The following is a 22,428-nucleotide window of genomic DNA, read 5'->3' on the forward strand; positions in this document are numbered from 1 at the left end:
CCAGCCTCAGTTAACATGGGCGGCTATCCGTAATTATCAAGGCCGTGCCGTGTATTTGGGCCCTCCTCCCCGTTCATCACTGCTGTTGATGCTGTTGGGCATGCCGTTGTGCAATAGCCCTGCGCTGGCTGACGATCTGTTCCTCGACAGCCAACCGCTACCGCAAGTGTTGACCGCCACGCGCCTCAAGCAATCGGCCGCCGCCGTTCCCGGCAGCATGACGGTAATCGACCGCGAGCTGATCAAGGCCAGCGGCGCACGGGATATTGCCGAGTTGCTGCGGCTGGTGCCGGGGATGATGGTCGGCTACACCACGGGGAACCAGGCGTCGGTGAACTACCATGGCACCAGCGCCAGTGATGCACGGCGCATGCAGGTGTTGATCGATGGGCGCTCGGTGTACCGCGCAGGCCTGGCGACCGTGGACTGGAGTGACATTCCGGTGGCCATGGAGGACATCGAGCGTATCGAGGTGTTTCGTGGCCCCAACACGGTCAGCTACGGCGCCAATGCGTTGATGGCCGTGGTCAACATCCTCACCCGTTCACCGGGCAACAGCCACGGCACACGGGTCAAAGTCATCCGCGGTGAACGCGGGATCAACGACTTCTATGCCAGCCAGGGTGTGGGCTGGGAGACCGGCGACTTGCGCCTGTCCCTGTCCGGGCAACAGGACGATGGTTTTGACAGTGATGCGCTCGGTGCCGACCGCCGTGACAGCCGCCGCCTCAGCCGTTTCAGCCTGGCAGTGAGCCAGACGCTGAACGCGCAACAAAGCATCGATTGGCAATTGGACGCCAAGGAAGGCAGCAATCAGCGCCCTTATACCTACACGCCAGTATTTGACGGGATTACCGAAGGCGGTACCAATTCCGACGTCACCGCCAAGGACTATGCCGGTTCCTTGCGCTGGAACTTGGAACTCAACCCCGAACACAGCTTGTATATCCAGGGTTCAGCCCAGCAATGGGACCGTCGGCAGATCTGGCAGGCCTGCGACGCCAAGGTCGCGTTCAGCCCGGAATTGACCCGACTGTGGCAGCTCAACCCCACCTATGCCGAACTGCTGGCCCGGCACATGGACACCTTCAGCAAGGGTACTGCCCCGCCCGGCAGCGACGCAGAACAAGCGCTGGGCAACCAGGTACTGGATCAGTGGCGCAAAGGCGCCAACCAAAGCGTGTGCGGCGATATCGACCAGAGCACCCGTGAAAGTCGCTACGACCTGGAGATCCAGGACACCCTCAGCCTGTCCGACAGTTTGCGCCTGGTCAGCGGTATGAATTACCGCTATGACCGCGCCGATTCCGACACCTACTTCAATGGCACCCTCGACGACACCACCTGGCGCCTGTTCGGCCATCTGGAATGGCGTGCCAGCGAACACTGGCTGCTGCAAGGCGGCGCGATGTACGAAGACACCCACTTGAGCGGCAACTCGCTGACACCACGGGTGGCGGTCAACTACCTGATCAACCCGCGCCACGGCCTGCGGGCGGTGTACTCCGAAGCTATTCGCTCGCCGGACATGTTCGAGAACAACGTCAACTGGAGCTATCGCGTCACCAACCTCAGCTCTCCCGCCTATGGACAAAACTCCGGGCAATATTTTGTGGTGACGCGTGGCCCGGGCAACCTCGACAAAGAGTTGATGCGTTCACGAGAGCTGGGCTACAACGGTTTCTTTGCCGACCTCGGGCTGAATGTCGACGTGAAACTGTTCTACGACGAAATCACCGACATGATCAGCTCGCCGCTGCGCAATAACCAATACATTGCGAGCAACGCCAACAGCTCACGATTTACCGGCGCCGAATCGCAATTCGACTGGCGCATGAGCAACGCCGACCGCCTGCGGCTGACCTATGCTTACGTCGACGCCACCGCCAGCAACCCCAAGGACAAGGCGCAAACCGCGCGCAACAGCGGCTCGGCCGGCTGGCTGCGTGAATGGGGCCATGGTTGGTCCAGCGCGTTTTTCTACTATGGCGACGACGCGCTCAACCGATATCGCTTCGAACGGGTCGACCTGCGGGTAGCCAAGCGCATTGCCCTGGGCAAAGCCAACGTGGAGCTGGCCGGCATGTTGCAACAACGCCTCGATAACCAGCCCACCACCTGGGCCGACAATAATTATGACAGTCGCCACGTACTCTACTTCAGCGCGGAGTTAGAGTTCTGACATGGGCGATCAGTCACGGATGACCCTCCTGTTGGTTTCACGACTCTGGCGGCGCGGCTTGCTGTTGGTGTGCCTGCTGCTGACCGCACCGGCGTGGAGTGCCGACATCCTGCTGACTGCCGCCGAAGACGGTGCCGGCGTACAAGCCTTTGCCCAGGCCCTGGCCCGGCAGCGCCCCGAAGATCACGTGACGTTCACCCCGCTCAAAGACCTGCCGGCACCGAGCCTACTGCCCGCCGACACCCGCTTGATCCTGCTGGACTTGCCAGGTCTCGACTGGCGCCTGCAGGATGCCCAGGGCCCACCGACCCTGGTACTGCGCATCAGTCGCCTGCAAGCCCGCCAGCGCCTTGGCACGACTCATCCGGCCCATATCAGCCTGTTATGGAGCGACCCGCCGCTTGCACGTCAGTTAAACCTGATTACCAGCATCCTGCCCCAGGCCCGGCGCATCGGCGTGCTGTACGGGGGCGACAGTGAATTCCTGCTCCGCGAACTGGCCCAATACGCCGCACCTTTGGGCCTGGAGATCGTGCCGCAGCTCTGGGACAACACGAATGACAGCCGCCCGCTGCAAAGCCTGTTCAAGAACAGTGACGTGCTGCTCGGCCTGGACGACCCACGGCTGTACAACCCGAAAACCGTGAAGAACCTGTTGCTGAGCAGCTACGCCCAGCAACTGCCGCTGGTGGGCCCCAATGCCGGGTTCGTCAAGGCCGGCAGTCTGGCCAGCACTTACAGCGACCAGACCGATTGGCTCAATGTACTCGACCGGCTGCTGGATCACTCACCCGCCAGTTGGCCGCGCTCTTTATACCCGGAACACTTCAAAGTCGTGGGCAACCCGCAAGTTGCGCGCTCACTGGGGATCGAACAGGTTGACGAAATCGCCGTCGCCGCCCGATTGGCCGAAGGAGAAAAACGCCCATGACCTTGCGTCGTCGTTGGGACATCAACACTCGCACCCAGCTCATAACCCTGGGCCCGGCGCTGTTGCTGACCATGCTGTTGATCAGCTTCTTTACCTTCGTGCGTATTCAGGACTTGCGCCAGGAACTGGACCATACCGGCCAACTGATCGCCAACCAACTGGCCCCCGCCACCGAATACGGAGTGATTTCCGGCAACAACGACGTACTCGACAGCCTGCTACGTGCGACCCTGGCCACGCCCCACGTGCGTTTCCTGGAAATTCAGGACAGCGCCGAAAATATCCTGGTGTACGTCGAACAGCCGTCGGAAAAGCATGATCGCTCGCTGTCGGTGAAAGTGTTCCAGGCGCCGATCCGCCTGCAACATATCCAGTTGGGCAATGATTTTTTCCAGGATAACCTCAACGAACCCAAGGCCCCCCGCGCGGACTACTTGGGTCGAGTGATCGTCGGCATGTCCAACGATGCGTTCAGCCAACGCCAGCAAGAGATCCTGTTCAAGGCCGGTATCCTGGCACTGTTCGCTCTATTGTTTACCTTCCTGCTGGCACGGCGCCTGGCGGCGAGCCTGTCGCAGCCGATCAGCGCCATGGGCCATGCGGTCAAGGCCATCCAGCAAGGTGACTACAAGACGCCGCTGCCGATTGTCGATGACTCGGAGCTGGGCGACCTGTCACGGCATATCAACAACCTGGCAGAGGGTCTGAACCAAGCCAGCCGCGAACAGCACCAGGCTATGGCTCAGTTGATCCAGACCCGCGAAGAAGCCGAACGGGCGAACAATGCCAAGTCGGACTTCCTGGCAATGATGAGCCACGAACTGCGCACGCCAATGAACGGCGTGCTGGGCATGCTGCAATTGCTGGAAACCACCGAGATGACCGAGGAGCAGACCGAGTACGCGGCGCTGGCCTCCGAATCCACCGAGCATTTGCTCAAAGTGATCAACGACATCCTCGACTTCTCGCGCATCGAACGCGCTGCGCTGGAACTGGAACATATTTCATTCAACCTGGCGGACTTGATCAGCAGTTGCGCCCAGGCTTTCCAGCACAGCGCCCAGCAACGTGGACTGGCGCTGGAACTGCCGATTCCAGTCGGCATGGATTGCCTGCGAGTAAAGGGCGACCCGACGCGTATCCGACAGATCCTGGTGAACCTGATCGGCAACGCGTTGAAATTCACCGAGCAGGGCACCGTCACCGTCGAACCTCATTGGCAAACCCTTGATCATGAACTGGTGTGGTTCACCTGCACCGTGCGCGACAGCGGCATCGGCATTTCCGCCGAGCGCCTGGAATTGATGTTCGATGCGTTCCAGCAGGCCGATAGTTCCATTTCGAGACGTTACGGCGGCACCGGCCTGGGCCTGCCCATCGCCCGTACGTTGGCCGAACGCATGGGCGGCACGCTGCGCGCCCAGAGCGAAGAAGGCCGCGGGTCGGTATTTACCCTGGAAATCCCCTTGGCTATCGACCAGCAAAGCCTGCCGGCGATTGCCCCGGACGCCGGAGGTAAAACCGGGGCCGGCGATGGCCGCCATGTATTGCTGGTGGAGGACAACCCAGTCAACCGCACCGTGGTCGAAGCCATGCTGCGCAGCCTGGGCTTCGAGGTGAGCCTGGCCACTGATGGCGCCGAGGCGATCCGCAGTGCCGAGAGCCTGATTTTCACCGCGATCCTGATGGACTGTCGCTTACCGTTGGTCGACGGCTACGAAGCCACGAGGCAGATTCGCCAATTGCCCGGTTGCGCCGATCTGCCGATCATCGCCCTGACCGCCAACGCGTTGCAGGGGGATCGCGAAGCGTGCCTGGCGGCCGGAATGAACGATTACCTGGCCAAGCCGTTCAAACGCACGGATTTGCAGCAAATCCTGCAGCGCTGGGTGCAATAGCGCGGCGCCATCAACCAACTGCGACTGGCGTGAAAGACGAAAGTGCGGCAGTCTTAGGCACCCGAACGGACCCATAAACAGGCCCGGTTTAAAATTTCAGTGAACAAGTGTACATTCAGTGCCTTGACGCTGTGACTTTCACTACAACGCAATAGTCTATGTGTAGGCTGCCGACATGAGGCATGAACGCTTCATTCGGTTCGGGAAGATTTACCCTACCCTGCCGCATGGGATTATTGAGGAGCTCGCATGACCAAACAAAACGCCTTTACTCGGGAAGACCTGCTGCGCTGCAGTCGCGGTGAGCTGTTCGGCCCAGGTAACGCGCAACTGCCCGCCCCGAACATGCTGATGGTGGATCGCATCACCCATATCAGCGAAGAGGGTGGCAAGTACGGCAAAGGTGAATTGGTCGCCGAGCTGGATATCACTCCGGACCTCTGGTTCTTCGCCTGCCATTTCGAAGGTGATCCGGTAATGCCAGGTTGCCTGGGCCTCGACGCCATGTGGCAACTGGTCGGTTTCTACCTGGGCTGGCAAGGCCTGCCGGGCCGCGGTCGCGCCCTGGGTTCGGGCGAAGTGAAGTTCTTTGGCCAGGTCCTGCCGACCGCCAAGAAAGTCACCTACAACATTCAAATCAAGCGCGTCCTCAAGGGCAAGCTGAACCTGGCTATTGCCGATGGTTCGGTGTCTGTCGACGGTCGCGAGATCTATACTGCCGAAGGCCTTCGGGTCGGCGTATTCACTTCCACTGACAACTTTTAAGGGTTATCCGCATGCGCCGCGTCGTTATCACTGGTCTGGGCATTGTTTCTTGCCTGGGCAATGACAAAGAGACCGTCACCGCTAACCTGCGTGCAAGTCGCCCTGGCATCCGCTTCAACCCGGAATATGCCGAAATGGGTCTGCGTAGCCAGGTTTCCGGCTCCATCGACCTGCCCCTCGAAGAACTGATTGATCGCAAGATCTACCGCTTCGTCGGCCACGCAGCCGCCTACGCCTACCTGGCCATGAAAGACGCAATCGCCGACTCCGGCCTGAGCGAAGACCAGGTATCGAACGTACGTACCGGCCTGATCGCCGGCTCCGGCGGCGCATCGACCCTCAACCAAATGGAAGCGCTGGACATCCTGCGCGAAAAAGGCGTGAAACGCGTTGGCCCGTACCGTGTAACGCGGACCATGGGCAGCACCGTTTCCGCCTGCCTGGCCACGCCATTCCAGATCAAGGGCGTGAACTACTCGATCTCCTCCGCATGCGCCACCAGTGCTCACTGCATCGGTACTGCCGTTGAGCAGATCCAACTGGGCAAGCAGGACATCGTATTCGCCGGCGGCGGTGAAGAAGAGCATTGGAGCCAGTCGTTCCTGTTCGACGCCATGGGCGCCCTGTCCACTCAATACAATGAAACCCCGGAAAAGGCCTCCCGCGCCTACGACGCCAAGCGTGACGGTTTCGTCATCGCCGGCGGTGGCGGCATGGTGGTGGTCGAAGAGCTGGAACACGCTCTGGCCCGTGGCGCCAAGATCTACGCGGAAATCGTCGGCTACGGTGCGACTTCCGACGGCTACGACATGGTTGCGCCAAGCGGTGAAGGCGCCATCCGTTGCATGCAGATGGCAATGTCCACCGTTGATACCCCAATCGACTACCTGAACACCCACGGCACTTCGACTCCGGTCGGCGACGCCAAGGAAATGGAAGGTGTGCGTGCGGTATTCGGCGACAAGGCTCCGGCCATCAGCTCCACCAAGAGCCTGTCCGGTCACTCCCTGGGCGCCGCCGGCGTTCACGAAGCGATCTACTGCCTGCTGATGATGGAAGGCAACTTCATGGCTGGTTCGGCCAACATCGAAGAGATCGACCCGGCCGTCGCCGATATGCCGATCCTGACCAAGACCGTTGAAAACGCAAAAATCGACACTGTGATGAGCAACAGCTTCGGCTTCGGCGGCACTAACGCTACCCTGGTACTGAAACGCTGGCAGGGTAAGTAAGCCCTGTAGCTTGATCCAATAAAAAGCCCCGACTGGTTCGGGGCTTTTTATTGGGTGACTGATTTGAGACCGCGCCGCCTGCTTCGCGAGCAAGCCCGCGAAGGGGTCAACTGGGCGCTAAAAGCCCTACACCGAAAACCGCGCCACCATCGTATTCAGGTCCACCGCCAACCGCGACAACTCCTGGCTCGCCGCACTGGTCTGATTCGCCCCGGTCGACGTCTGATGCGCCAGGTCGCGGATATTCATCAGGTTGCGATCCACTTCCCGCGCCACTGCGGCCTGCTGTTCCGACGCGCTGGCAATCACCAGGTTTCGCTCATTGATCAGGGTAAATGCCGACGCAATCTCCTCCAGCGCGGTACCTGCCGACTTGGCGATATCCAAGGTGGACCGTGCTCGGATGTTGCTCTGCTGCATCGAACTGACCGCCTGATCCGTCCCCTGCTGAATCCCAGTGATCATTTGTTCGATTTCCTGGGTCGACTGCTGGGTGCGATGGGCCAAGGCTCGCACTTCATCCGCCACCACCGCAAAACCGCGCCCGGCGTTCCCGGCTCGCGCGGCTTCAATCGCCGCGTTCAGCGCCAATAGGTTGGTCTGCTCGGCAATCGAGCGAATCACGTCCAGTACTTTGCTGATGCCATAAACCTTTTGCGCCAAGTCCTCGACCTGGGTCGCATTGGCGGTCACATCCGTGGCCAGAGCCTCAATCGACACCACCGTCTGCTGCACCTGCTCACGCCCCTGCTGCGCAATGCGGTCGGACTCGCGTGACGCCTGAGACGTGGCCACGGCATTGCTTGCCACTTCTTCCACCGCTGCCGTCATCTGGTTGACGGCCGTGGCAGCCTGTTCAATTTCCTGATTCTGTTGGTGCAAGCCACGAGTCGCGTCTTCAGTGACGCAACTGAGCTCTTCGGAAGCCGACGCCAATTGGTTCGAGGACTCGGCGATACGCCGTATGGTCTCCCGCAAGTTCTCCTGCATGCCCTTGAGCGCCTGCTGCAAGCGCGCCGGCTCATCATTGCCACTGATGCTGATCTCACCGGTCAGATCGCCACTGGCCACACCCTGAGCCACTTTTAATGACTGGGCCAGCGGCAATACGATGCTGCGGGTCAGCCACACCGCCAACCCGACGGTAATCAACGCGGTGACCACAATCATTCCAATCACCCAGAGGCGAGACTGACTGAACACCCTTTGCGCGAGGCTCGCCGCAAGGTTGGCATTGTCTTTGTTTAACCCGACCAGATCATGAAGGGTACCAGCCATGTCATCGGCGAGTTGATTCATCTCGCCGTTGACCACCTTGATCGCCTCATCTAACTGATTGGCCTTGGAAAAGCCCATGACCTGCTCCTGGCGCTGCAGGTATTGCTGTTCTTGGGCTTTGAAGCGGTCAAACAGCGTGCGTTCTTCAGGCAGGACGATCAGCGCTTCGTAGAGGGTTTGCGCGTGATGCAGGCCACCTTTGAGCTGCGTAAGCTTCTGCTCATTCTGCGCCAACGCCTGCGGGTCACGGTTGACCAGCAAGCGCAGGGTCAGCGCGCGAACCCGCAATAGGTCCTGGCTCATCTCCCCCACCGCCATCACGCTGGGCAGCCAGTTGTTCTCCACCTGGTCCGATTGTTGGCGCATATTGGCCATCTGCAACAGGGCGAAGCCACCCAAGGCGAACACCATCAACGCCAGCACGCCAAAGCCCAAACCGGCGCGGGGGGCGATATTCAGACTACGGATACTCATGCCTGGATTCCTTCCAAATGCGCTGCATCCACCTGCAGCAGGTCTCCTGAAAGGTATCGGCGATTTACAGAAATTGCGTAAGACGAAAACGCGATATCAACGTGCACCACAATCGCGCGAGCCGTTATGGAAAAAATGCGGAACACCCAAGTGCCCGCATGTTCTATAACTTCATGACCTTCATCCTGCCCCCCTTGCGAGGTTTGCCATGCCTGTTACCGTCAACACCCTGAACCACGACAACTTTCGCCATAGCGTGAATATCAACAACCACGAACTGTTCACCGACCTGCCCAAGAGCCTGGGCGGCGACGACTCGGCGCCCTCCCCCCACGACTATTTCGACGCTGCCCTGGCGTCGTGCAAGGCCCTGACCGTCAAGCTCTACGCCCAGAAGAAAGAGATCCCCCTCACCGGCGTGACGGTGGAGGTCACCCACGACAGCACCGAGGAGCAAAAGGGCAAGTACAAGCTCAACGTGAAGTTGACCCTCAAGGGCGTACTCACCGATGCGCAGCGCGAGGAACTGCACCGTGTGGCCGATCGTTGCCCGGTACACAAGTTGATGACCACAGCAGAAGTCACCATCGAGACCAAACTATCGGAAGGCGCCTTCAGCCAATAGCACCAACTTCCCGTCGAGCGGGTTATGCTCAGCGCCATCCAACCCGCTCAGACAGGGACGCACCATGACCACCCTCACCGTGATCCGCCCTCGCCCCGAAGATGTCGAAGGCCAGCCGATCCTGCGTCCACTGCCGTCACGCGAATGCCGCAGCGTCGGGCCCTTTGTGTTTTTCGACCATATGCTGCTCACCCGCTATGCGCAGGGTACAGGCATGAATATCCGCCAACACCCGCATATCGGGCTGTCCACACTCACCTACCTGTTTGAAGGGGCCTTGCAGCACAAGGACAGCCTGGGTTCAGATCAGGTGGTAGAAGCCGGGGATGTCAGCTGGATGACCGCCGGCAGTGCAATTGCACACGTCGAGCGCACGCCTGAGGCACTCAAGGCCAAGGGGTTCAGCCTGCATGGCCTGCAAGTCTGGCTGGCCTCGCCCAAAGACCACGAGACCGGGCCGGGGTATTACAGCCATCACCCAGCGGCGAGCCTGCCGGTCAGTGACAATCTTGGCGTACAGATTCGCCTGATCGCAGGCAGCGGTTTCTGCCTCAAATCGCCAGTACCGGTGCTGTCGCCCACGCTGTATGCCGAAGTGCGGATGCAGACGGCCACAACCCTGCTGATCCCCGACGAGCATGAGGAACGGGCCGTGTACGTGCTGAACGGTGAGGCACAACTGGAGGGCGAAGCGCTGGAGGTTAACAGCCTGGTGGTGTTGCCCGCCGGCGAGAGCATGGCACTGTTTGCCGAGACCGATTGCCACTTGGTGGTGCTTGGTGGCGCGCCCCTGGATGGACCACGGCGGATCAACTGGAATTTTGTGGCAAGCGATCCGGCGATAATCGAACAGGCGCGGCAGCGGTGGGCGGCCGGGGATTGGCCTACGGTGCCGGGAGAGTCTGAGAGAATTGAGTTGCCGGTTAGATAGTCTTCGCGAGCAAGCCCGCCCCACATTTTGAATGTATGCATAATCCAAAATGTGTGAGCTGGCTTGCCTGCGATGAGGCCAGAACAAGTGCTGAAGAATCAGCCCTTGAACACTTCATCCAACAAGTTATGCATCGATTGGAAGGCCCGCTTCGCGGTCTTCGCGTCATACATCATCTTGCCCGGCACATTGGCATGTGGGTCGGTGAAGGAGTGAACCGCACCGCCGTAGCTCAGCAGTTGCCAATCCACACCCGCCGCGTTCATTTCTGCCTCAAACGCCGGCAGTTGCTCTTTTGGCACCAATGGGTCGGAAGCACCGTGCAGCACCAGCACTGAACCCTTGATGTTCTTAGCGCCCGCCGGGTTCTGAGTGTCGATAGTGCCGTGGAACGATACGGCAGCTTTCAACGATGCACCGGTACGCGCAAGCTCCAGCGAGCAGAAACCGCCAAAGCAGAAGCCGAACGTCGCCAGTTTCGAGGTATCAACTGCGGCTTCGGCTTGGCCTTGCAGTTGCTCAAAAGCGGCCTGCATACGCTTGAGCAGCAATGGATTGTCATTCTTCAACGGCATCATTGCAGCACCGGCTTCATCGCCGTTCGAGGGGCGCACGGTTTGCCCGTACAAGTCGGCGATCAGCACCACGTAGCCCTTGCTGGCTACGCTTTTTGCGATCTCTTCGGCACCCGCACTCACACCCATCCAGTTCGGCGCCATCAGCAGGCCCGGCAGCGGCCCCTTATGGCTGGCATCGAACGCCAGGCGGCTCTCATAAGACTGGCCATCAATCTGATAGACCACGGAACGCACAGTGACTTGGCTCATCATTTACTCCAGTTGAGGTGCACTAGAACGAAAAAACCCGCCGAAGCGGGTTTTTCTATAAAGGTGTTAAACCGACAGTTCAACCAACAGCTTGTTCAGTCGGCGCACGTAAGCCGCCGGGTCTTTCAAGCTGTCGCCCGCGGCCAGGGCCGCCTGGTCGAAGAGGATGTGCGACAGGTCGCCAAAACGCTCTTCGCTCTGCTCGCCATCGAGTTTCTCGATCAGTGGGTGAGCCGGGTTGAATTCGAAGATAGGCTTGGAGTCCGGAACCTTCTGGCCGCTGGCTTCGAGGATCTGACGCATCTGCATGCCCAGGTCCGCTTCGCCGATGGCCAGGATTGCCGGGGAATCGGTCAGGCGGTGGGAAACCCGCACTTCGCTGACGGCTTCACCCAGGGATGCCTTGATCCGCTCAACCAGACCCTCTTTGGCCTTGGCGACTTCTTCGGCTTCTTTCTTCTCTTCTTCGGAGTCCAGGTTACCCAGGTCCAGGTCACCACGGGCCACGTCGACGAAAGACTTGCCGTCGAACTCATTGAGGTAGCTCATCAGCCACTCATCGATACGGTCGGTCAGCAGCAGCACTTCGATGCCTTTCTTGCGGAAGACTTCCAAATGCGGGCTGTTCTTGACCTGGGCGTAGGTTTCGCCGGTCAGGTAGTAGATCTTGTCCTGACCTTCCTTGGCGCGTGCCAGGTACTCGGCCAGGGACACGACCTGCTCACCACCCTCTTCATGCGTCGAAGCAAAGCGCAGCAGGCCGGCGATTTTTTCCTTGTTGGCGAAATCTTCAGCCGGACCTTCTTTCATGACCTGGCCGAAGTTTTTCCAGAAGCCCTTGTATTGCTCAGGCTCGTTCTTCGCCAGTTTTTCCAGCATGTCGAGTACGCGCTTGGTCAGCGCCGACTTCATGGAATCAATGATCGGGTCTTTCTGCAGGATTTCCCGCGACACGTTCAGCGACAAATCGTTGGAATCGACCACACCTTTGATAAAACGCAGGTACAGCGGCAGGAAGGATTCTGCCTGGTCCATCACGAACACACGCTGCACGTAGAGCTTCAGGCCTTTCGGCGCTTCACGCTGATACAGGTCGAACGGAGCGCGGGCCGGTACGTAGAGCAGCGAGCTGTATTCCAGCTTGCCTTCGACCTTGTTGTGGCTCCAGCTCAGCGGGTTCTCGTAGTCGTGACCGATGTGCTTGTAGAACTCCTGGTATTCCTCGTCCTTGATCTCGGTACGCGGACGGGTCCACAAAGCGCTGGCGCGGTTGACGGTTTCCCATTCCAGCGCCGGCGGCTCTTCGCCTTCGGCAGCGGCCTGTTCTTTCGGCAGCTCGATTGGCAAAGCGATGTGGTCGGAGTACTTCTTGATGACGTTGCGCAGGCGGTAGCCGTCAGCGAACTCATCTTCAGCGTCCTTGAGGTGCAGCACGATACGGGTGCCGCGATCAGCCTTCTCGACGGTGGCGATTTCGAATTCGCCCTCGCCTTTGGACGACCAGTGCACCCCTTCGCTCGCGGCGAGACCAGCACGGCGGCTGAATACTTCAACCTTGTCAGCCACGATGAAGGCCGAGTAGAAGCCCACGCCGAATTGGCCGATCAGGTGCGAATCTTTTTTCTGATCGCCCGACAGGTTCTTCATGAAATCGGCGGTGCCGGATTTAGCGATGGTGCCCAAATGGGTGATCGCATCTTCACGGCTCATGCCGATACCGTTGTCTTCGAGGGTGACGGTCTTGGCGTCTTTGTCGAAGCTCACGCGGATTTTCAGTTCGGCGCCACCTTCCAGCAGCTCAGGCTTGGACAGGGCTTCGAAGCGCAATTTGTCGACAGCGTCAGAGGCGTTCGAGATCAATTCGCGAAGGAAAATTTCCTTGTTGGAATACAGCGAATGGATCATGAGGTGCAGCAGTTGCTTCACCTCGGTCTGGAAGCCCAGGGTTTCCTTTTGAGTTTCCACACTCATGGTCATCAAACTCCAATTGGATGGCAGTGGCCGCACCCTTGAGGGTTGGCGGCGGGTTGTCATCAAAGTTGGGGGCTAAGACAGGGATTTCAAGGGCGCATCGATTCCTCAATTTTGAAATGTGCGCGGGCGGTGGCAATCGGTTCCGCCGGAGTACTTTGCCAGGCGGTGATCGCCACATTCGCAACCCGCCTGCCTTGGCGCCACACCTGACATTTGGCATAGGTGTCACGAAACTGGCCGGCGCGTAGGTAATCCAGGGAGAAATCGATGATTTTGGGGATGCCTGGCGCACCGGTAAACACCAAAAGGTGCAACGCCGCCGACAGTTCCATAAAACCGGCAATCACTCCGCCGTGGAGCGCCGGCAATATCGGGTTACCAATGTTGTCCTTGTTGGCCGGCATGCGAAATAGCAATTCATCCCCAAGCCGGGTGCATTCCATGCCGATCAGCTTGGCGTAAGGAACCAAGTCAAGCAGTGCCTCGTAATTACCACGCTCATGGGCCTGTTCGAGGCGGGTCTTGAATCGGTGTGCCATCACTTATCCCCTTTAATCGTGCTGCCCAATCCTTGTGTACCTTTGAGGCGCTTGCCCATACGCATGAATGTGCCCACCACATGGGCAATGGGTTGTTGCGGGTCATCCTGGTAGGCGAAGCCACGCGTAAAGATCACGTCAGTCGTCACCCGGTAGCATTGCGCAAAGCCGAACACCGACTTATGCGGCTCGGCGGGATGCATGTAGTCGACGCGCAGGTCCAGGGTCGGGCACACCTCAAATTCGGGCAGCACACACAGCGTGGCCATGCCACAGGCCGTGTCCATCAAGGAGATCAGCGCACCACCGTGAATCACGCCGGTCTGGGGGTCACCGACGATGTGTGGGCCGTAGGGCAGCGCCAGCGTCATGCCCTCCTCGCTGGCGGCATGCACGGTAATGCCCAACACCTGACAATGGCGCAGAGCCGAAACAAAGCGTGCGGCACGCTCTAACAACGGGTTTTCGGTCATTGGTTCCAGACTCTTATTAGTGTGAATCCTGCGGATAGGGTTTACCGGGGAAAGTTCCTTTGGAAAAAAGCTTTATATATCTGTGGGATAAAAGGAACTAATGCTGGCCCACCAAGCTCGAAAGGCCAGAAGATATCTTCACTAAGGAGAAACACCCCATGCGTAAGACTTTAGCTATTTCCATGATGCTGGCCGCTGCCCTCGGTCTCGCTGCCTGCGACAAGAAATCCGAAGACAAGGCCCAAGACGCTGCAGCACATTCTGAGCAAGCTCAGAAAGACATGGCGACAGCACAGGATAAAGTGAACGACGCAGCGAAAGAAAACGCTGATGCTGCCAAAGCTCAGGCTGAATCGAACGCAGCCGCCGCGAAAGAAGCAGCACCTGCCGCTCCAGCAGAACCAGCCAAGAACTAATAGTCTGGCTGTTGCTGCAAAAAGAAAGCCCGCTTACATAGCGGGCTTTACTTTATCTGCTGCTTTACCAGGGCTGAAAAGTTGAACTCACCTTGGCACCCCGAGTTAAGACGCAGCTTCTTTAGACGCTTCCAGCACCGACATATCGGTCGGTGTGTAGACCATCACCTGCAATACGTCGGAATGAAACTCCCGGCGATACAGCACCACCACTACCCCGCTGCTCATCAACATGAATAACCATGGGCTGGCAAACCACGCCAGCATGGTCATACCGAAGTAGTAAGACCGCAGGCCGAAGTTGAACTGGTTGGCGGCCATGGAAATGACCCGTGCCGCCCGCAGCGCAAACGCCTTACGCTCCTGCTCCGACACATGCCGCTCACCGATCATCGGCGCCGACCCTACCAGCACCGCCGCAAAGTTGTATTGGCGCATACACCAACTGAACGTGAAGAATGCGTAAACGAAGACCAGCGCCAGGCACAACAGCTTGATTTCCGACATACCCTGGGAAGCCTGCTGCACCATGGGGATGTCCGCCAGCAGCGAGACCGCCCGTTCGGAAGCACCCAGCACGGTGAGAATACCGGCGAGGATGATCAGGGTGCTGGAGGCGAAGAACGAGGCATTGCGCTCCAGATTGCCGATCACACTGGCGTCGGCGATACGGTTGTCGCGCAACAGCATGCGGCGCATCCAATCTTCGCGGTACAGGTGCAGCACGCTGGCCAGGCACGCAGTATCGCGGGCTTTCCAGGTGGCGTATCGGGTGTAACCGCCCCAGCACAGGACGAACCAGAGCGCGGCAAGCAGGTGGATCTGATTGGTTTCGACGAACGACATGCGGGGCCTTATACACAGTAAGAATGATGAGCACGATCTACTGTGGGAGCTGGCTTGCCTGCGATGGCGTTTTCCAGTCGATGCCAGGTCGTCTGACCCGACACTATCGCAGGCAAGCCAGCTCCCACATTGACCGGGTTCCAACTTGAAATTTTCGTAATCTGTTCGACGTTAGCCCAGATCAAAAGACACTGCGCGCGCCCCATAAAAAATGCCCCGTATCGATTGATACGAGGCATTTCGGTACAACGCAGAACCAGCGTTACGCGATGGCTTCGCTACGCTTGCCGAGCATGCGGTCAACCACTACCGCGACGACCAAGGTCATCACCGACGGCACCAGCCACGCCAGGCCTTGCTCGCTCAGCGGCAGGTGCGCCAATTGCGCAGGCATCCAATCCGCCAAGCCAGCGCCCTTGAGCGCATCGATGCAACCAAAGATGAACGACACCAACATCACCGGACCAACGATACGGCCCTGCTCCTGCCAGAAGTCTTTACAGAAGCTCAGGGCCACCAGCACGATGCACGGCGGATAGATCGCGGTCAGCACCGGGATCGAGAAAGCGATCAGCTTGGTCAGGCCCAGGTTGGAGACGAACAACGAGAACACCGCCAGGATTACCACCAGCGTCTTGTAGGACAGCGGCAGTACACGGCTGAAGTACTCGGCGCAGGCGCAGGTCAGGCCCACCGCAGTCACCAGGCACGCCAAGGAGATCAATACTGCAAGGAAGCCGCTCCCCAGGGAGCCGAAGGTGTGTTGCACGTAGGCATGCAAAACCGCAGCGCCATTGCTTGCACCAGCGGCCACTGCATGGCTGCCCGCCCCCAGTCGGAACAGGCTGATGTACACCAACGCCAGACCCACGCCGGCAATCAGCCCGGCAATGATCGCGTAGCGGGTGATCAGCTTCGGCGACTCGACACCACGAGAGCGAATAGCGTTGACGATGACAATGCCGAAGACCAGGGCGCCCAGGGTATCCATGGTCAGGTAACCATTGATGAAACCTTGGGAAAACGGTGCGGCGACATATTCAGGGGTAGCGACACCCACATCACCGGCCGGCAAGGCAAATGCTGCGATGCCCAATACCGCCAGGGCGATGATCTTCAACGGCGCCAGGAAGCGCCCTACAGTGTCCAGCAAACGGCCAGGGTACAGGGAGATGAAGAACACCAGCAGGAAGTACACCGAGCTGTAGAGGAACAGCGCCAGCGGGCTCTCCCCGGTCAGCGGTGCCAGACCCACTTCAAACGAAACGGTCGCGGTACGAGGGGTCGCGAACAGCGGCCCTACCGCCAAATACGCCGCCGCCGCCAGCAGGCCACCGGCGATCTTGCCGATTGGGCTGCTCAGTGCGTCCATACCGCCGCCGACCTTGGCCAAGGCGATCACGGTGACCACCGGCAGACCGACTGCCGTGATCAGGAAGCCCAGCGCCGCCATCCAGACATGAGGCCCGGACTGCAAACCAACGATCGGCGGGAAGATGATGTTGCCGGCGCCCACGAACAGGGCAAAAGTCATAAAGCCTAACGCCAGGATGTCCTGGCTTTTCAACACTTTCATTTGAGGAAATACCACACTACTGAATCGGAATTTAGAGAGGGCTTCCCTATGGATGAGGGAAATACTGCCGGCCCTTATGGGAGCCGACCGGTCTAGCGCGGGGCTTCCTTTTGGGATGCGCACGCATAAAGAGGCGGCTAGGGTACAGAATTAGGCTGACAAACGCACTGTTGCAGGGCGAACTGTCCGATAAGCGACATTTTAATGTCGCGTTTTCATACTTAATTGATCGTTCCCACGCTCTGCGTGGGAATGCCGCTCTGGACGCTCCGCGTCCCGCCTTGATCCTGCGTAGGTGACGCGCAGCGTCACGGGATGCATTCCCACGCAGAACGTGGGAACGATCCCCCAAAACGCACAAAGGCCACCCGAAGGTGGCCTTTGTGTTGGTAAAGCGTCAGCTAAGCGCGAGGCTTACTTGACAGCCCAACCGGTCAGCTCGGACAAAGCCTTGCCGATGTCTGCCAGCGAACGCACGGTTTTAACGCCTGCGTCTTCCAGGGCAGCAAACTTCTCGTCTGCAGTGCCTTTGCCGCCGGAGATGATTGCGCCAGCATGGCCCATGCGCTTGCCAGCAGGGGCAGTCACACCAGCGATGTAGGAAACAACCGGCTTGGTCACGTGTGCCTTGATGTAGGCAGCCGCTTCTTCTTCAGCCGAACCGCCGATCTCACCGATCATGACGATCGCTTCGGTCTTCGGGTCTTCCTGGAACAGCTTCAGGATGTCGATGAAGTTCGAGCCTGGGATCGGGTCACCACCGATGCCGACGCAAGTCGACTGACCGAAACCGGCGTCAGTAGTTTGCTTAACAGCTTCGTAGGTCAGGGTGCCGGAACGCGAAACGATACCGACTTTACCTGGCAAGTGAATGTGACCTGGCATGATGCCGATCTTGCATTCGCCTGGAGTGATCACGCCTGGGCAGTTAGGGCCGATCAGGGTAACACCCAGCTCGTCGCACTTAACTTTAGCGTCCAGCATGTCCAGGGTAGGAATGCCTTCGGTGATGCAAACGATCAGCTTGATGCCGCCGAATGCTGCTTCCAGGATGGAATCCTTGCAGAAAGGAGCTGGAACGTAGATCACGCTGGCGGTAGCGCCAGTTTGAGCAACAGCATCTTTCACAGTGTTGAACACTGGCAGGCCCAGGTGCTCGGTGCCGCCTTTGCCCGGAGTTACGCCGCCAACCATCTTGGTGCCGTATTCGATGGCTTGCTGGGTGTGGAAACTACCTTGCGAACCGGTAATACCCTGGCAGATAACTTTGGTGTCTTTATTGATCAGGACGCTCATTATTTGCCCTCCGCAGCTTTAACAACTTGTTGAGCAGCGTCGGTCAGGCTGGTAGCCGCGATGATGTTCAAACCGCTTTCTGCCAGTACTTTAGCGCCCAGTTCAGCGTTGTTACCTTCAAGGCGAACAACAACCGGGATTTTAACGCCAACTTCTTTCACTGCACCGATGATGCCTTCGGCAATCATGTCGCAACGAACGATGCCGCCGAAGATGTTGACCAGTACTGCAGCGACGTTGGAGTCGGACAGGATGATCTTGAAAGCTTCGGTTACGCGTTCTTTGGTAGCACCGCCGCCCACGTCGAGGAAGTTGGCTGGTTTGCCGCCATGCAGGTTGACGATGTCCATGGTACCCATGGCCAGGCCAGCACCGTTGACCATGCAACCGATGTTACCTTCCAAGGCTACGTAGTTCAGTTCGAACTTGGCAGCGTGCGCTTCGCGCGGATCGTCTTGCGACGGATCGTGGAAAGTCTTCAGCTTAGGCTGACGGTACATGGCGTTGGCGTCGATGTTGATCTTGGCGTCGAGGCAATGCAGATCGCCGTCAGCCTTGATCACCAGCGGGTTCACTTCCAGCAGGGCCAGATCGTGATCCTGGAACAGTTTGGCCAGACCTACGAAGATCTTGGCGAACTGGGCAACTTGCTTGCCTTCCAGGCCCAGCTGGAAAGCCAGCTCGCGACCCTGGAATGGCTGAGCGCCAACCAGTGGATCGATAGTGGCTTTCAGAATTTTTTCTGGGGTTTCGTGAGCGATCTTCTCGATGTCCACGCCACCTTCGGTGGAAGCCATGAACACGATGCGACGGCTCGAACGGTCAACGACAGCGCCCAGGTACAGCTCTTTAGCGATATCAGTGCACGATTCAACCAGGATCTTGGTGACTGGTTGGCCATTGGCATCAGTCTGGTAAGTCACCAGACGCTTGCCCAGCCACTGCTGTGCGAAGGCCTTGGCGTCTTCTTTGCTGCGAACCAGCTTAACGCCGCCCGCTTTACCGCGACCACCAGCGTGGACCTGGGCTTTGACAACCCACTCGGTACCACCGATTTTGTCGCAAGCTTCTGCTGCTGCTTCCGGGGTGTCTACTGCGTAGCCCTTGGATACTGGCAGGCCGTATTCAGCGAACAGCTGCTTACCCTGATACTCGTGAAGATTCATGCTTTTTACCGTCTTCGTTAGGTACTGCGCATTCGGCGCTGCGCTCATTATGAGTGCCGCGCCACCTGTGACTGCTGCTTGCACAACTTGCTGGGCTCAAGGCCCGTAAAGCTGCGCAAGACTGCGTCCAGCGGATATTCCGCGGTGAGTCTTGCGCACAAGGCTCACGACGGGCAACCGCCGTGGTTTCTTATTATCTCGTTTAGCGCTTCTTCTTGTTGGCGATGTGGATGGCATGGCCATTCACTGCCAACGCGGCTTCGTGCAGCGCTTCGGACAGGGTCGGATGGGAGAAGACCATCATACCGATGTCCTCGGCACTGGTGCCGAATTCCATACCGATCGCGCCCTGCTGAACCAGTTCTGCTGCGCCTGGGCCAATCACATGGACGCCCAATACACGGTCAGTCTTGGCATCAGCGATGACTTTGACAAAACCACCGGTGTCGTTAGCTGCCATGGCACGGCCAGAAGCGGCAAACGGGAAGGTGCCGACGTTAACTTCAACGCCTTCAGCTTTCAACTGCTGTTCGTTCTTGCCGACCCATGCAATTTCCGGGTGGGTATAAATAACCGATGGGATCAGGTCGTAGTTCATCTGGGTTTTGTGGCCCTTGATGCGCTCGACAACCATGATGCCTTCTTCGGAAGCCTTGTGCGCCAGCATCATGCCGCGAACCACGTCGCCGATGGCGTAGACGCCAGGAACGGTGGTAGCGCAGTGATCGTCAACATGCACGTAACCGCGCTCGTCGAGGGTCACACCACTGTCGGAAGCCAGCAGGTCGTTGGTCACTGGACGGCGACCAACGGCTACGATCAGCTTGTCGAACGTAATGGTTTGCTCGCCATTCTTGTCGGTGTAGGTCACAACGACTTCTTGGCCGTTGACCTTGGAGCCGGTAACACGGGCGCCCAGCTTGATGTCCAGACCTTGTTTGGTCAGGGTTTTCAGCGCTTCTTTGGACACCGCGGTGTCGGCAGCCAGCAGGAACGTGTCCAGGGCTTCCAGAACGGTGACTTCGGAACCCAGACGGGACCATACCGAACCCAGTTCCAGGCCGATCACGCCAGCGCCGATCACACCCAGACGCTTAGGAACAGCTTGGAATTCCAGGGCGCCGGTCGAATCAACGATCACGTTGTTGTCGACTGGAGCAGGTGGAATGTCGATTGGGCGCGAACCTGGAGCCAGGATCACGTTTTCAGCTTCGATAACTTCAACCGAACCGTCTGGCTTGGTGATTTCGATCTTCTTGCCGGCCAGCAGCTTGCCGTGGCCCTGGATCGACGTTACGCCATTGGCCTTGAACAAGGTCGCAACGCCGGAAGTCAGACCCTTAACGATGTTGGCTTTACGGCCGACCATTGCTGGCACGTCCATAGTCACGCCAGCGTGGTTAATGCCGTGGATCGCGAAACCGTCTTGGGCTTCGTGGAATTTCCAGGAGCTGTCCAGCAGCGCCTTGGAAGGAATGCAACCGACGTTCAGGCAAGTACCGCCCAGTGCCAGTTTGCCTTCCTTGTCGGTGTATTTTTCGATGCAAGCAGTCGAGAGGCCCAGTTGTGCAGCCTTGATGGCGGCAACATAGCCGCCAGGACCTGCACCAATCACTACAACGTCAAATTTCTGCGACATGAAAATAGTTCCTCTATTTAGCAGCAAGCTTTCAAGCCGCAAGCCCTGAGCCAAACTGCCTTATGGGCAGCCTGTCACAGAGCCTGCAGCTGCTTCTATCAGATATCCAGCAGCAGACGAGCCGGGTCTTCCAGCAGGTTCTTGATGGTCACCAGGAAAGTCACGGCTTCTTTACCATCGATCAGGCGGTGATCGTACGACAGCGCCAGGTACATCATCGGGCGGATCACGACTTGGCCGTTGATCGCCATAGGACGCTGCAGAATGTTGTGCATGCCCAGGATCGCAGCTTGTGGCGGGTTGACGATCGGGGTCGACATCATCGAACCGAAGGTACCACCGTTAGTAATGGTGAAGGTACCACCGGTCATCTCGTCGATGGTCAGCTTGCCGTCACGGGCTTTCTTACCGAAACCGGCGATGCCGCCTTCGATTTCAGCCAGGCTCATCAGCTCAGCGTTACGCAGAACCGGCACCACCAGGCCACGGTCGCTGGACACGGCAACGCCGACGTCTGCATAGCCGTGGTAAACGATGTCGGTGCCGTCGATGGAAGCGTTGACTGCCGGGTAGCGTTTCAGCGCTTCGGTAGCCGCTTTCACGAAGAACGACATGAAGCCCAGGCGCACGCCGTTGTGGGACTTCTCGAACAGATCCTTGTACTTCGAACGCAGAGCCATGACTTCGGTCATGTCGACTTCGTTGAAAGTAGTCAGCATCGCCATGTTCGACTGTGCTTCAACCAGGCGCTTGGCCACGGTGGCACGAACGCGAGTCATCGGTACGCGCTTCTCGGTGCGGTCGCCAGCAGCGAACACAGGCGCAGCGGCAGCCGGAGCAGCAGCCTTGGCAGGTGCGGCAGCCGGAGCGTTTTTCTTGGCTTCAACCGCAGCAACCACGTCTTCCTTGGTCACACGGCCGTCTTTGCCGGTGCCTTTGATGGAAGCCAGGTTGATGCCGTTTTCTTCGGCCAACTGACGAGCAGCCGGGGCAGCGATTGGATCTTCGCCACCAGCAGCTGGGGCGGCAGCTGGAGCAGAAGCGGCAGCCGGTGCAGCAGCGGCTGGAGCAGCGGTAGCAGCACCGCCCTCTTCGATCGAGCCCAGCACTTGGTTCGACAGGACGGTAGCGCCCTCTTCAGCAACGATCGCGCCCAGCACGCCGTCAGCCTCAGCCAACACTTCCAGAACGACTTTGTCGGTCTCGATGTCAACGATCAGGTCGTCACGCTTGACGGCCTCACCTGGTTTTTTGTGCCAGGTGGCAACGGTGCCATCGGCAACCGATTCCGGGAATGACGGGGCTTTGATTTCGATAGCCATTATCTGTGGGTCCTTAAAATTCGGTTTCAGTCAGCGCG

The 22,428-nt window shown here is 58.7% G+C and carries 19 protein-coding genes and 1 pseudogene; 8 read left to right on the forward strand and 12 right to left on the reverse strand.

The features are described 5' to 3' along the window. Positions 1 to 49 precede the first annotated feature (49 nt). The 5 genes from BFL40_RS24970 (at position 50) to fabB (ending at position 7,008) form a co-directional block, all read left to right on the forward strand. A complete protein-coding gene (locus tag BFL40_RS24970) occupies positions 50 to 2,182 on the forward strand; it encodes a TonB-dependent receptor plug domain-containing protein (RefSeq protein WP_328587038.1) in 2,133 nt (710 codons plus the stop codon). 1 nt (position 2,183) lies between these two features. Next, positions 2,184 to 3,113, forward strand: a complete 930-nt coding sequence (locus BFL40_RS24975; RefSeq protein WP_071486427.1) for an ABC transporter substrate-binding protein — start codon at positions 2,184 to 2,186, stop codon at positions 3,111 to 3,113. After that, positions 3,110 to 5,011, forward strand: coding sequence for an ATP-binding protein (locus BFL40_RS24980; RefSeq protein WP_071486428.1), 1,902 nt, complete (start codon positions 3,110 to 3,112; stop codon positions 5,009 to 5,011). The genes BFL40_RS24975 and BFL40_RS24980 overlap by 4 nt, the downstream gene beginning before the upstream one ends. 249 nt (positions 5,012 to 5,260) lie before the next feature. After that, on the forward strand, positions 5,261 to 5,776 hold the full coding sequence (fabA, locus tag BFL40_RS24985) for a 3-hydroxyacyl-[acyl-carrier-protein] dehydratase FabA (protein WP_071486429.1): 516 nt from the start codon (positions 5,261 to 5,263) through the stop codon (positions 5,774 to 5,776). Between the two features lie 11 nt (positions 5,777 to 5,787). Further along, a complete protein-coding gene (gene fabB / locus BFL40_RS24990) occupies positions 5,788 to 7,008 on the forward strand; it encodes a beta-ketoacyl-ACP synthase I (protein WP_071486430.1) in 1,221 nt (406 codons plus the stop codon). Positions 7,009 to 7,134: 126 nt separating this feature from the next. Here fabB and BFL40_RS34665 read toward each other — a convergent pair whose 3' ends face one another. After that, positions 7,135 to 7,998, reverse strand: coding sequence for a methyl-accepting chemotaxis protein (locus BFL40_RS34665; RefSeq protein ID WP_408003972.1), 864 nt, complete (start codon positions 7,996 to 7,998; stop codon positions 7,135 to 7,137). Continuing rightward, positions 7,990 to 8,760 (reverse strand): annotated as a pseudogene (locus BFL40_RS34670) (MCP four helix bundle domain-containing protein); the annotation flags it as partial. The pseudogene BFL40_RS34670 and the gene BFL40_RS34665, both read right to left, overlap by 9 nt. A gap of 208 nt (positions 8,761 to 8,968) precedes the next feature. Here BFL40_RS34670 and BFL40_RS25000 point away from each other — a divergent pair. Further along, positions 8,969 to 9,385 carry an OsmC family protein gene (locus tag BFL40_RS25000; protein ID WP_071486432.1) on the forward strand — a complete coding sequence of 139 codons (417 nt, stop codon included), beginning with the start codon at positions 8,969 to 8,971 and terminating at the stop codon, positions 9,383 to 9,385. Positions 9,386 to 9,449: 64 nt separating this feature from the next. Continuing rightward, a complete protein-coding gene (locus BFL40_RS25005; protein WP_071486433.1) occupies positions 9,450 to 10,316 on the forward strand; it encodes a pirin family protein in 867 nt (288 codons plus the stop codon). Between the two features lie 98 nt (positions 10,317 to 10,414). On the opposite strand, the gene BFL40_RS25010 is transcribed toward BFL40_RS25005, so the two are convergent. From BFL40_RS25010 to BFL40_RS25025, 4 genes are all read right to left on the reverse strand, one after another. Continuing rightward, the gene (locus BFL40_RS25010) at positions 10,415 to 11,143 is read right to left on the reverse strand and encodes a dienelactone hydrolase family protein (RefSeq protein WP_071486434.1); all 729 of its coding nucleotides are present in this window, start codon (positions 11,141 to 11,143) and stop codon (positions 10,415 to 10,417) included. A gap of 66 nt (positions 11,144 to 11,209) precedes the next feature. Next, entirely contained in the window at positions 11,210 to 13,114 is a 1,905-nt protein-coding gene (htpG, locus tag BFL40_RS25015; RefSeq protein WP_071486477.1) for a molecular chaperone HtpG, read from the reverse strand. Positions 13,115 to 13,203: 89 nt separating this feature from the next. Beyond that, positions 13,204 to 13,656, reverse strand: coding sequence for a PaaI family thioesterase (locus BFL40_RS25020; RefSeq protein ID WP_071486435.1), 453 nt, complete (start codon positions 13,654 to 13,656; stop codon positions 13,204 to 13,206). Then, on the reverse strand, positions 13,656 to 14,129 hold the full coding sequence (locus BFL40_RS25025; protein ID WP_071486436.1) for a PaaI family thioesterase: 474 nt from the start codon (positions 14,127 to 14,129) through the stop codon (positions 13,656 to 13,658). The genes BFL40_RS25020 and BFL40_RS25025 overlap by 1 nt, the downstream gene beginning before the upstream one ends. Positions 14,130 to 14,287: 158 nt before the next feature. Between BFL40_RS25025 and BFL40_RS25030 the strand changes: the two genes are divergently transcribed. Continuing rightward, positions 14,288 to 14,545, forward strand: coding sequence for a hypothetical protein (locus BFL40_RS25030; protein ID WP_071486437.1), 258 nt, complete (start codon positions 14,288 to 14,290; stop codon positions 14,543 to 14,545). Between the two features lie 105 nt (positions 14,546 to 14,650). Here BFL40_RS25030 and BFL40_RS25035 read toward each other — a convergent pair whose 3' ends face one another. From BFL40_RS25035 to odhB, 6 genes are all read right to left on the reverse strand, one after another. Beyond that, positions 14,651 to 15,391, reverse strand: coding sequence for a DUF599 domain-containing protein (locus BFL40_RS25035; RefSeq protein ID WP_071486438.1), 741 nt, complete (start codon positions 15,389 to 15,391; stop codon positions 14,651 to 14,653). 262 nt (positions 15,392 to 15,653) lie between these two features. Then, positions 15,654 to 16,967, reverse strand: a complete 1,314-nt coding sequence (brnQ, locus tag BFL40_RS25040; protein ID WP_071486439.1) for a branched-chain amino acid transport system II carrier protein — start codon at positions 16,965 to 16,967, stop codon at positions 15,654 to 15,656. 414 nt (positions 16,968 to 17,381) lie between these two features. Then, positions 17,382 to 18,263: a succinate--CoA ligase subunit alpha gene (gene sucD / locus BFL40_RS25045; RefSeq protein WP_032859181.1), complete on the reverse strand. Its 882-nt coding sequence runs from the start codon at positions 18,261 to 18,263 to the stop codon at positions 17,382 to 17,384. Next, a complete protein-coding gene (sucC, locus tag BFL40_RS25050) occupies positions 18,263 to 19,429 on the reverse strand; it encodes an ADP-forming succinate--CoA ligase subunit beta (protein ID WP_003233235.1) in 1,167 nt (388 codons plus the stop codon). The genes sucD and sucC overlap by 1 nt, the downstream gene beginning before the upstream one ends. A gap of 202 nt (positions 19,430 to 19,631) precedes the next feature. Beyond that, a complete protein-coding gene (gene lpdA, locus BFL40_RS25055; protein WP_071486440.1) occupies positions 19,632 to 21,068 on the reverse strand; it encodes a dihydrolipoyl dehydrogenase in 1,437 nt (478 codons plus the stop codon). 98 nt (positions 21,069 to 21,166) lie between these two features. Further along, positions 21,167 to 22,390, reverse strand: a complete 1,224-nt coding sequence (gene odhB, locus BFL40_RS25060) for a 2-oxoglutarate dehydrogenase complex dihydrolipoyllysine-residue succinyltransferase (protein ID WP_071486441.1) — start codon at positions 22,388 to 22,390, stop codon at positions 21,167 to 21,169. Positions 22,391 to 22,428 lie beyond the last annotated feature (38 nt).

Origin of the sequence: Pseudomonas costantinii, assembly GCF_001870435.1 — a bacterium.
In the GTDB taxonomy this organism is placed as follows: domain Bacteria; phylum Pseudomonadota; class Gammaproteobacteria; order Pseudomonadales; family Pseudomonadaceae; genus Aquipseudomonas; species Aquipseudomonas costantinii.

Bases quoted from the DNA above. Each gene is read 5' to 3' on its own strand.
- BFL40_RS24975 (WP_071486427.1), top strand. From the start codon at position 2,184: ATGGGCGATCAGTCACGGATGACCCTCCTGTTGGTTTCACGACTCTGG.
- BFL40_RS24980 (WP_071486428.1), top strand. From the start codon at position 3,110: ATGACCTTGCGTCGTCGTTGGGACATCAACACTCGCACCCAGCTCATA.
- fabA (WP_071486429.1), top strand. From the start codon at position 5,261: ATGACCAAACAAAACGCCTTTACTCGGGAAGACCTGCTGCGCTGCAGT.
- fabB (WP_071486430.1), top strand. From the start codon at position 5,788: ATGCGCCGCGTCGTTATCACTGGTCTGGGCATTGTTTCTTGCCTGGGC.
- BFL40_RS34665 (WP_408003972.1), bottom strand. From the start codon at position 7,998: ATGCAGGAGAACTTGCGGGAGACCATACGGCGTATCGCCGAGTCCTCG.
- BFL40_RS25000 (WP_071486432.1), top strand. From the start codon at position 8,969: ATGCCTGTTACCGTCAACACCCTGAACCACGACAACTTTCGCCATAGC.
- BFL40_RS25005 (WP_071486433.1), top strand. From the start codon at position 9,450: ATGACCACCCTCACCGTGATCCGCCCTCGCCCCGAAGATGTCGAAGGC.
- BFL40_RS25010 (WP_071486434.1), bottom strand. From the start codon at position 11,143: ATGAGCCAAGTCACTGTGCGTTCCGTGGTCTATCAGATTGATGGCCAG.
- htpG (WP_071486477.1), bottom strand. From the start codon at position 13,114: ATGAGTGTGGAAACTCAAAAGGAAACCCTGGGCTTCCAGACCGAGGTG.
- BFL40_RS25020 (WP_071486435.1), bottom strand. From the start codon at position 13,656: ATGGCACACCGATTCAAGACCCGCCTCGAACAGGCCCATGAGCGTGGT.
- BFL40_RS25025 (WP_071486436.1), bottom strand. From the start codon at position 14,129: ATGACCGAAAACCCGTTGTTAGAGCGTGCCGCACGCTTTGTTTCGGCT.
- BFL40_RS25030 (WP_071486437.1), top strand. From the start codon at position 14,288: ATGCGTAAGACTTTAGCTATTTCCATGATGCTGGCCGCTGCCCTCGGT.
- BFL40_RS25035 (WP_071486438.1), bottom strand. From the start codon at position 15,391: ATGTCGTTCGTCGAAACCAATCAGATCCACCTGCTTGCCGCGCTCTGG.
- brnQ (WP_071486439.1), bottom strand. From the start codon at position 16,967: ATGAAAGTGTTGAAAAGCCAGGACATCCTGGCGTTAGGCTTTATGACT.
- sucD (WP_032859181.1), bottom strand. From the start codon at position 18,263: ATGAGCGTCCTGATCAATAAAGACACCAAAGTTATCTGCCAGGGTATT.
- sucC (WP_003233235.1), bottom strand. From the start codon at position 19,429: ATGAATCTTCACGAGTATCAGGGTAAGCAGCTGTTCGCTGAATACGGC.
- lpdA (WP_071486440.1), bottom strand. From the start codon at position 21,068: ATGTCGCAGAAATTTGACGTTGTAGTGATTGGTGCAGGTCCTGGCGGC.
- odhB (WP_071486441.1), bottom strand. From the start codon at position 22,390: ATGGCTATCGAAATCAAAGCCCCGTCATTCCCGGAATCGGTTGCCGAT.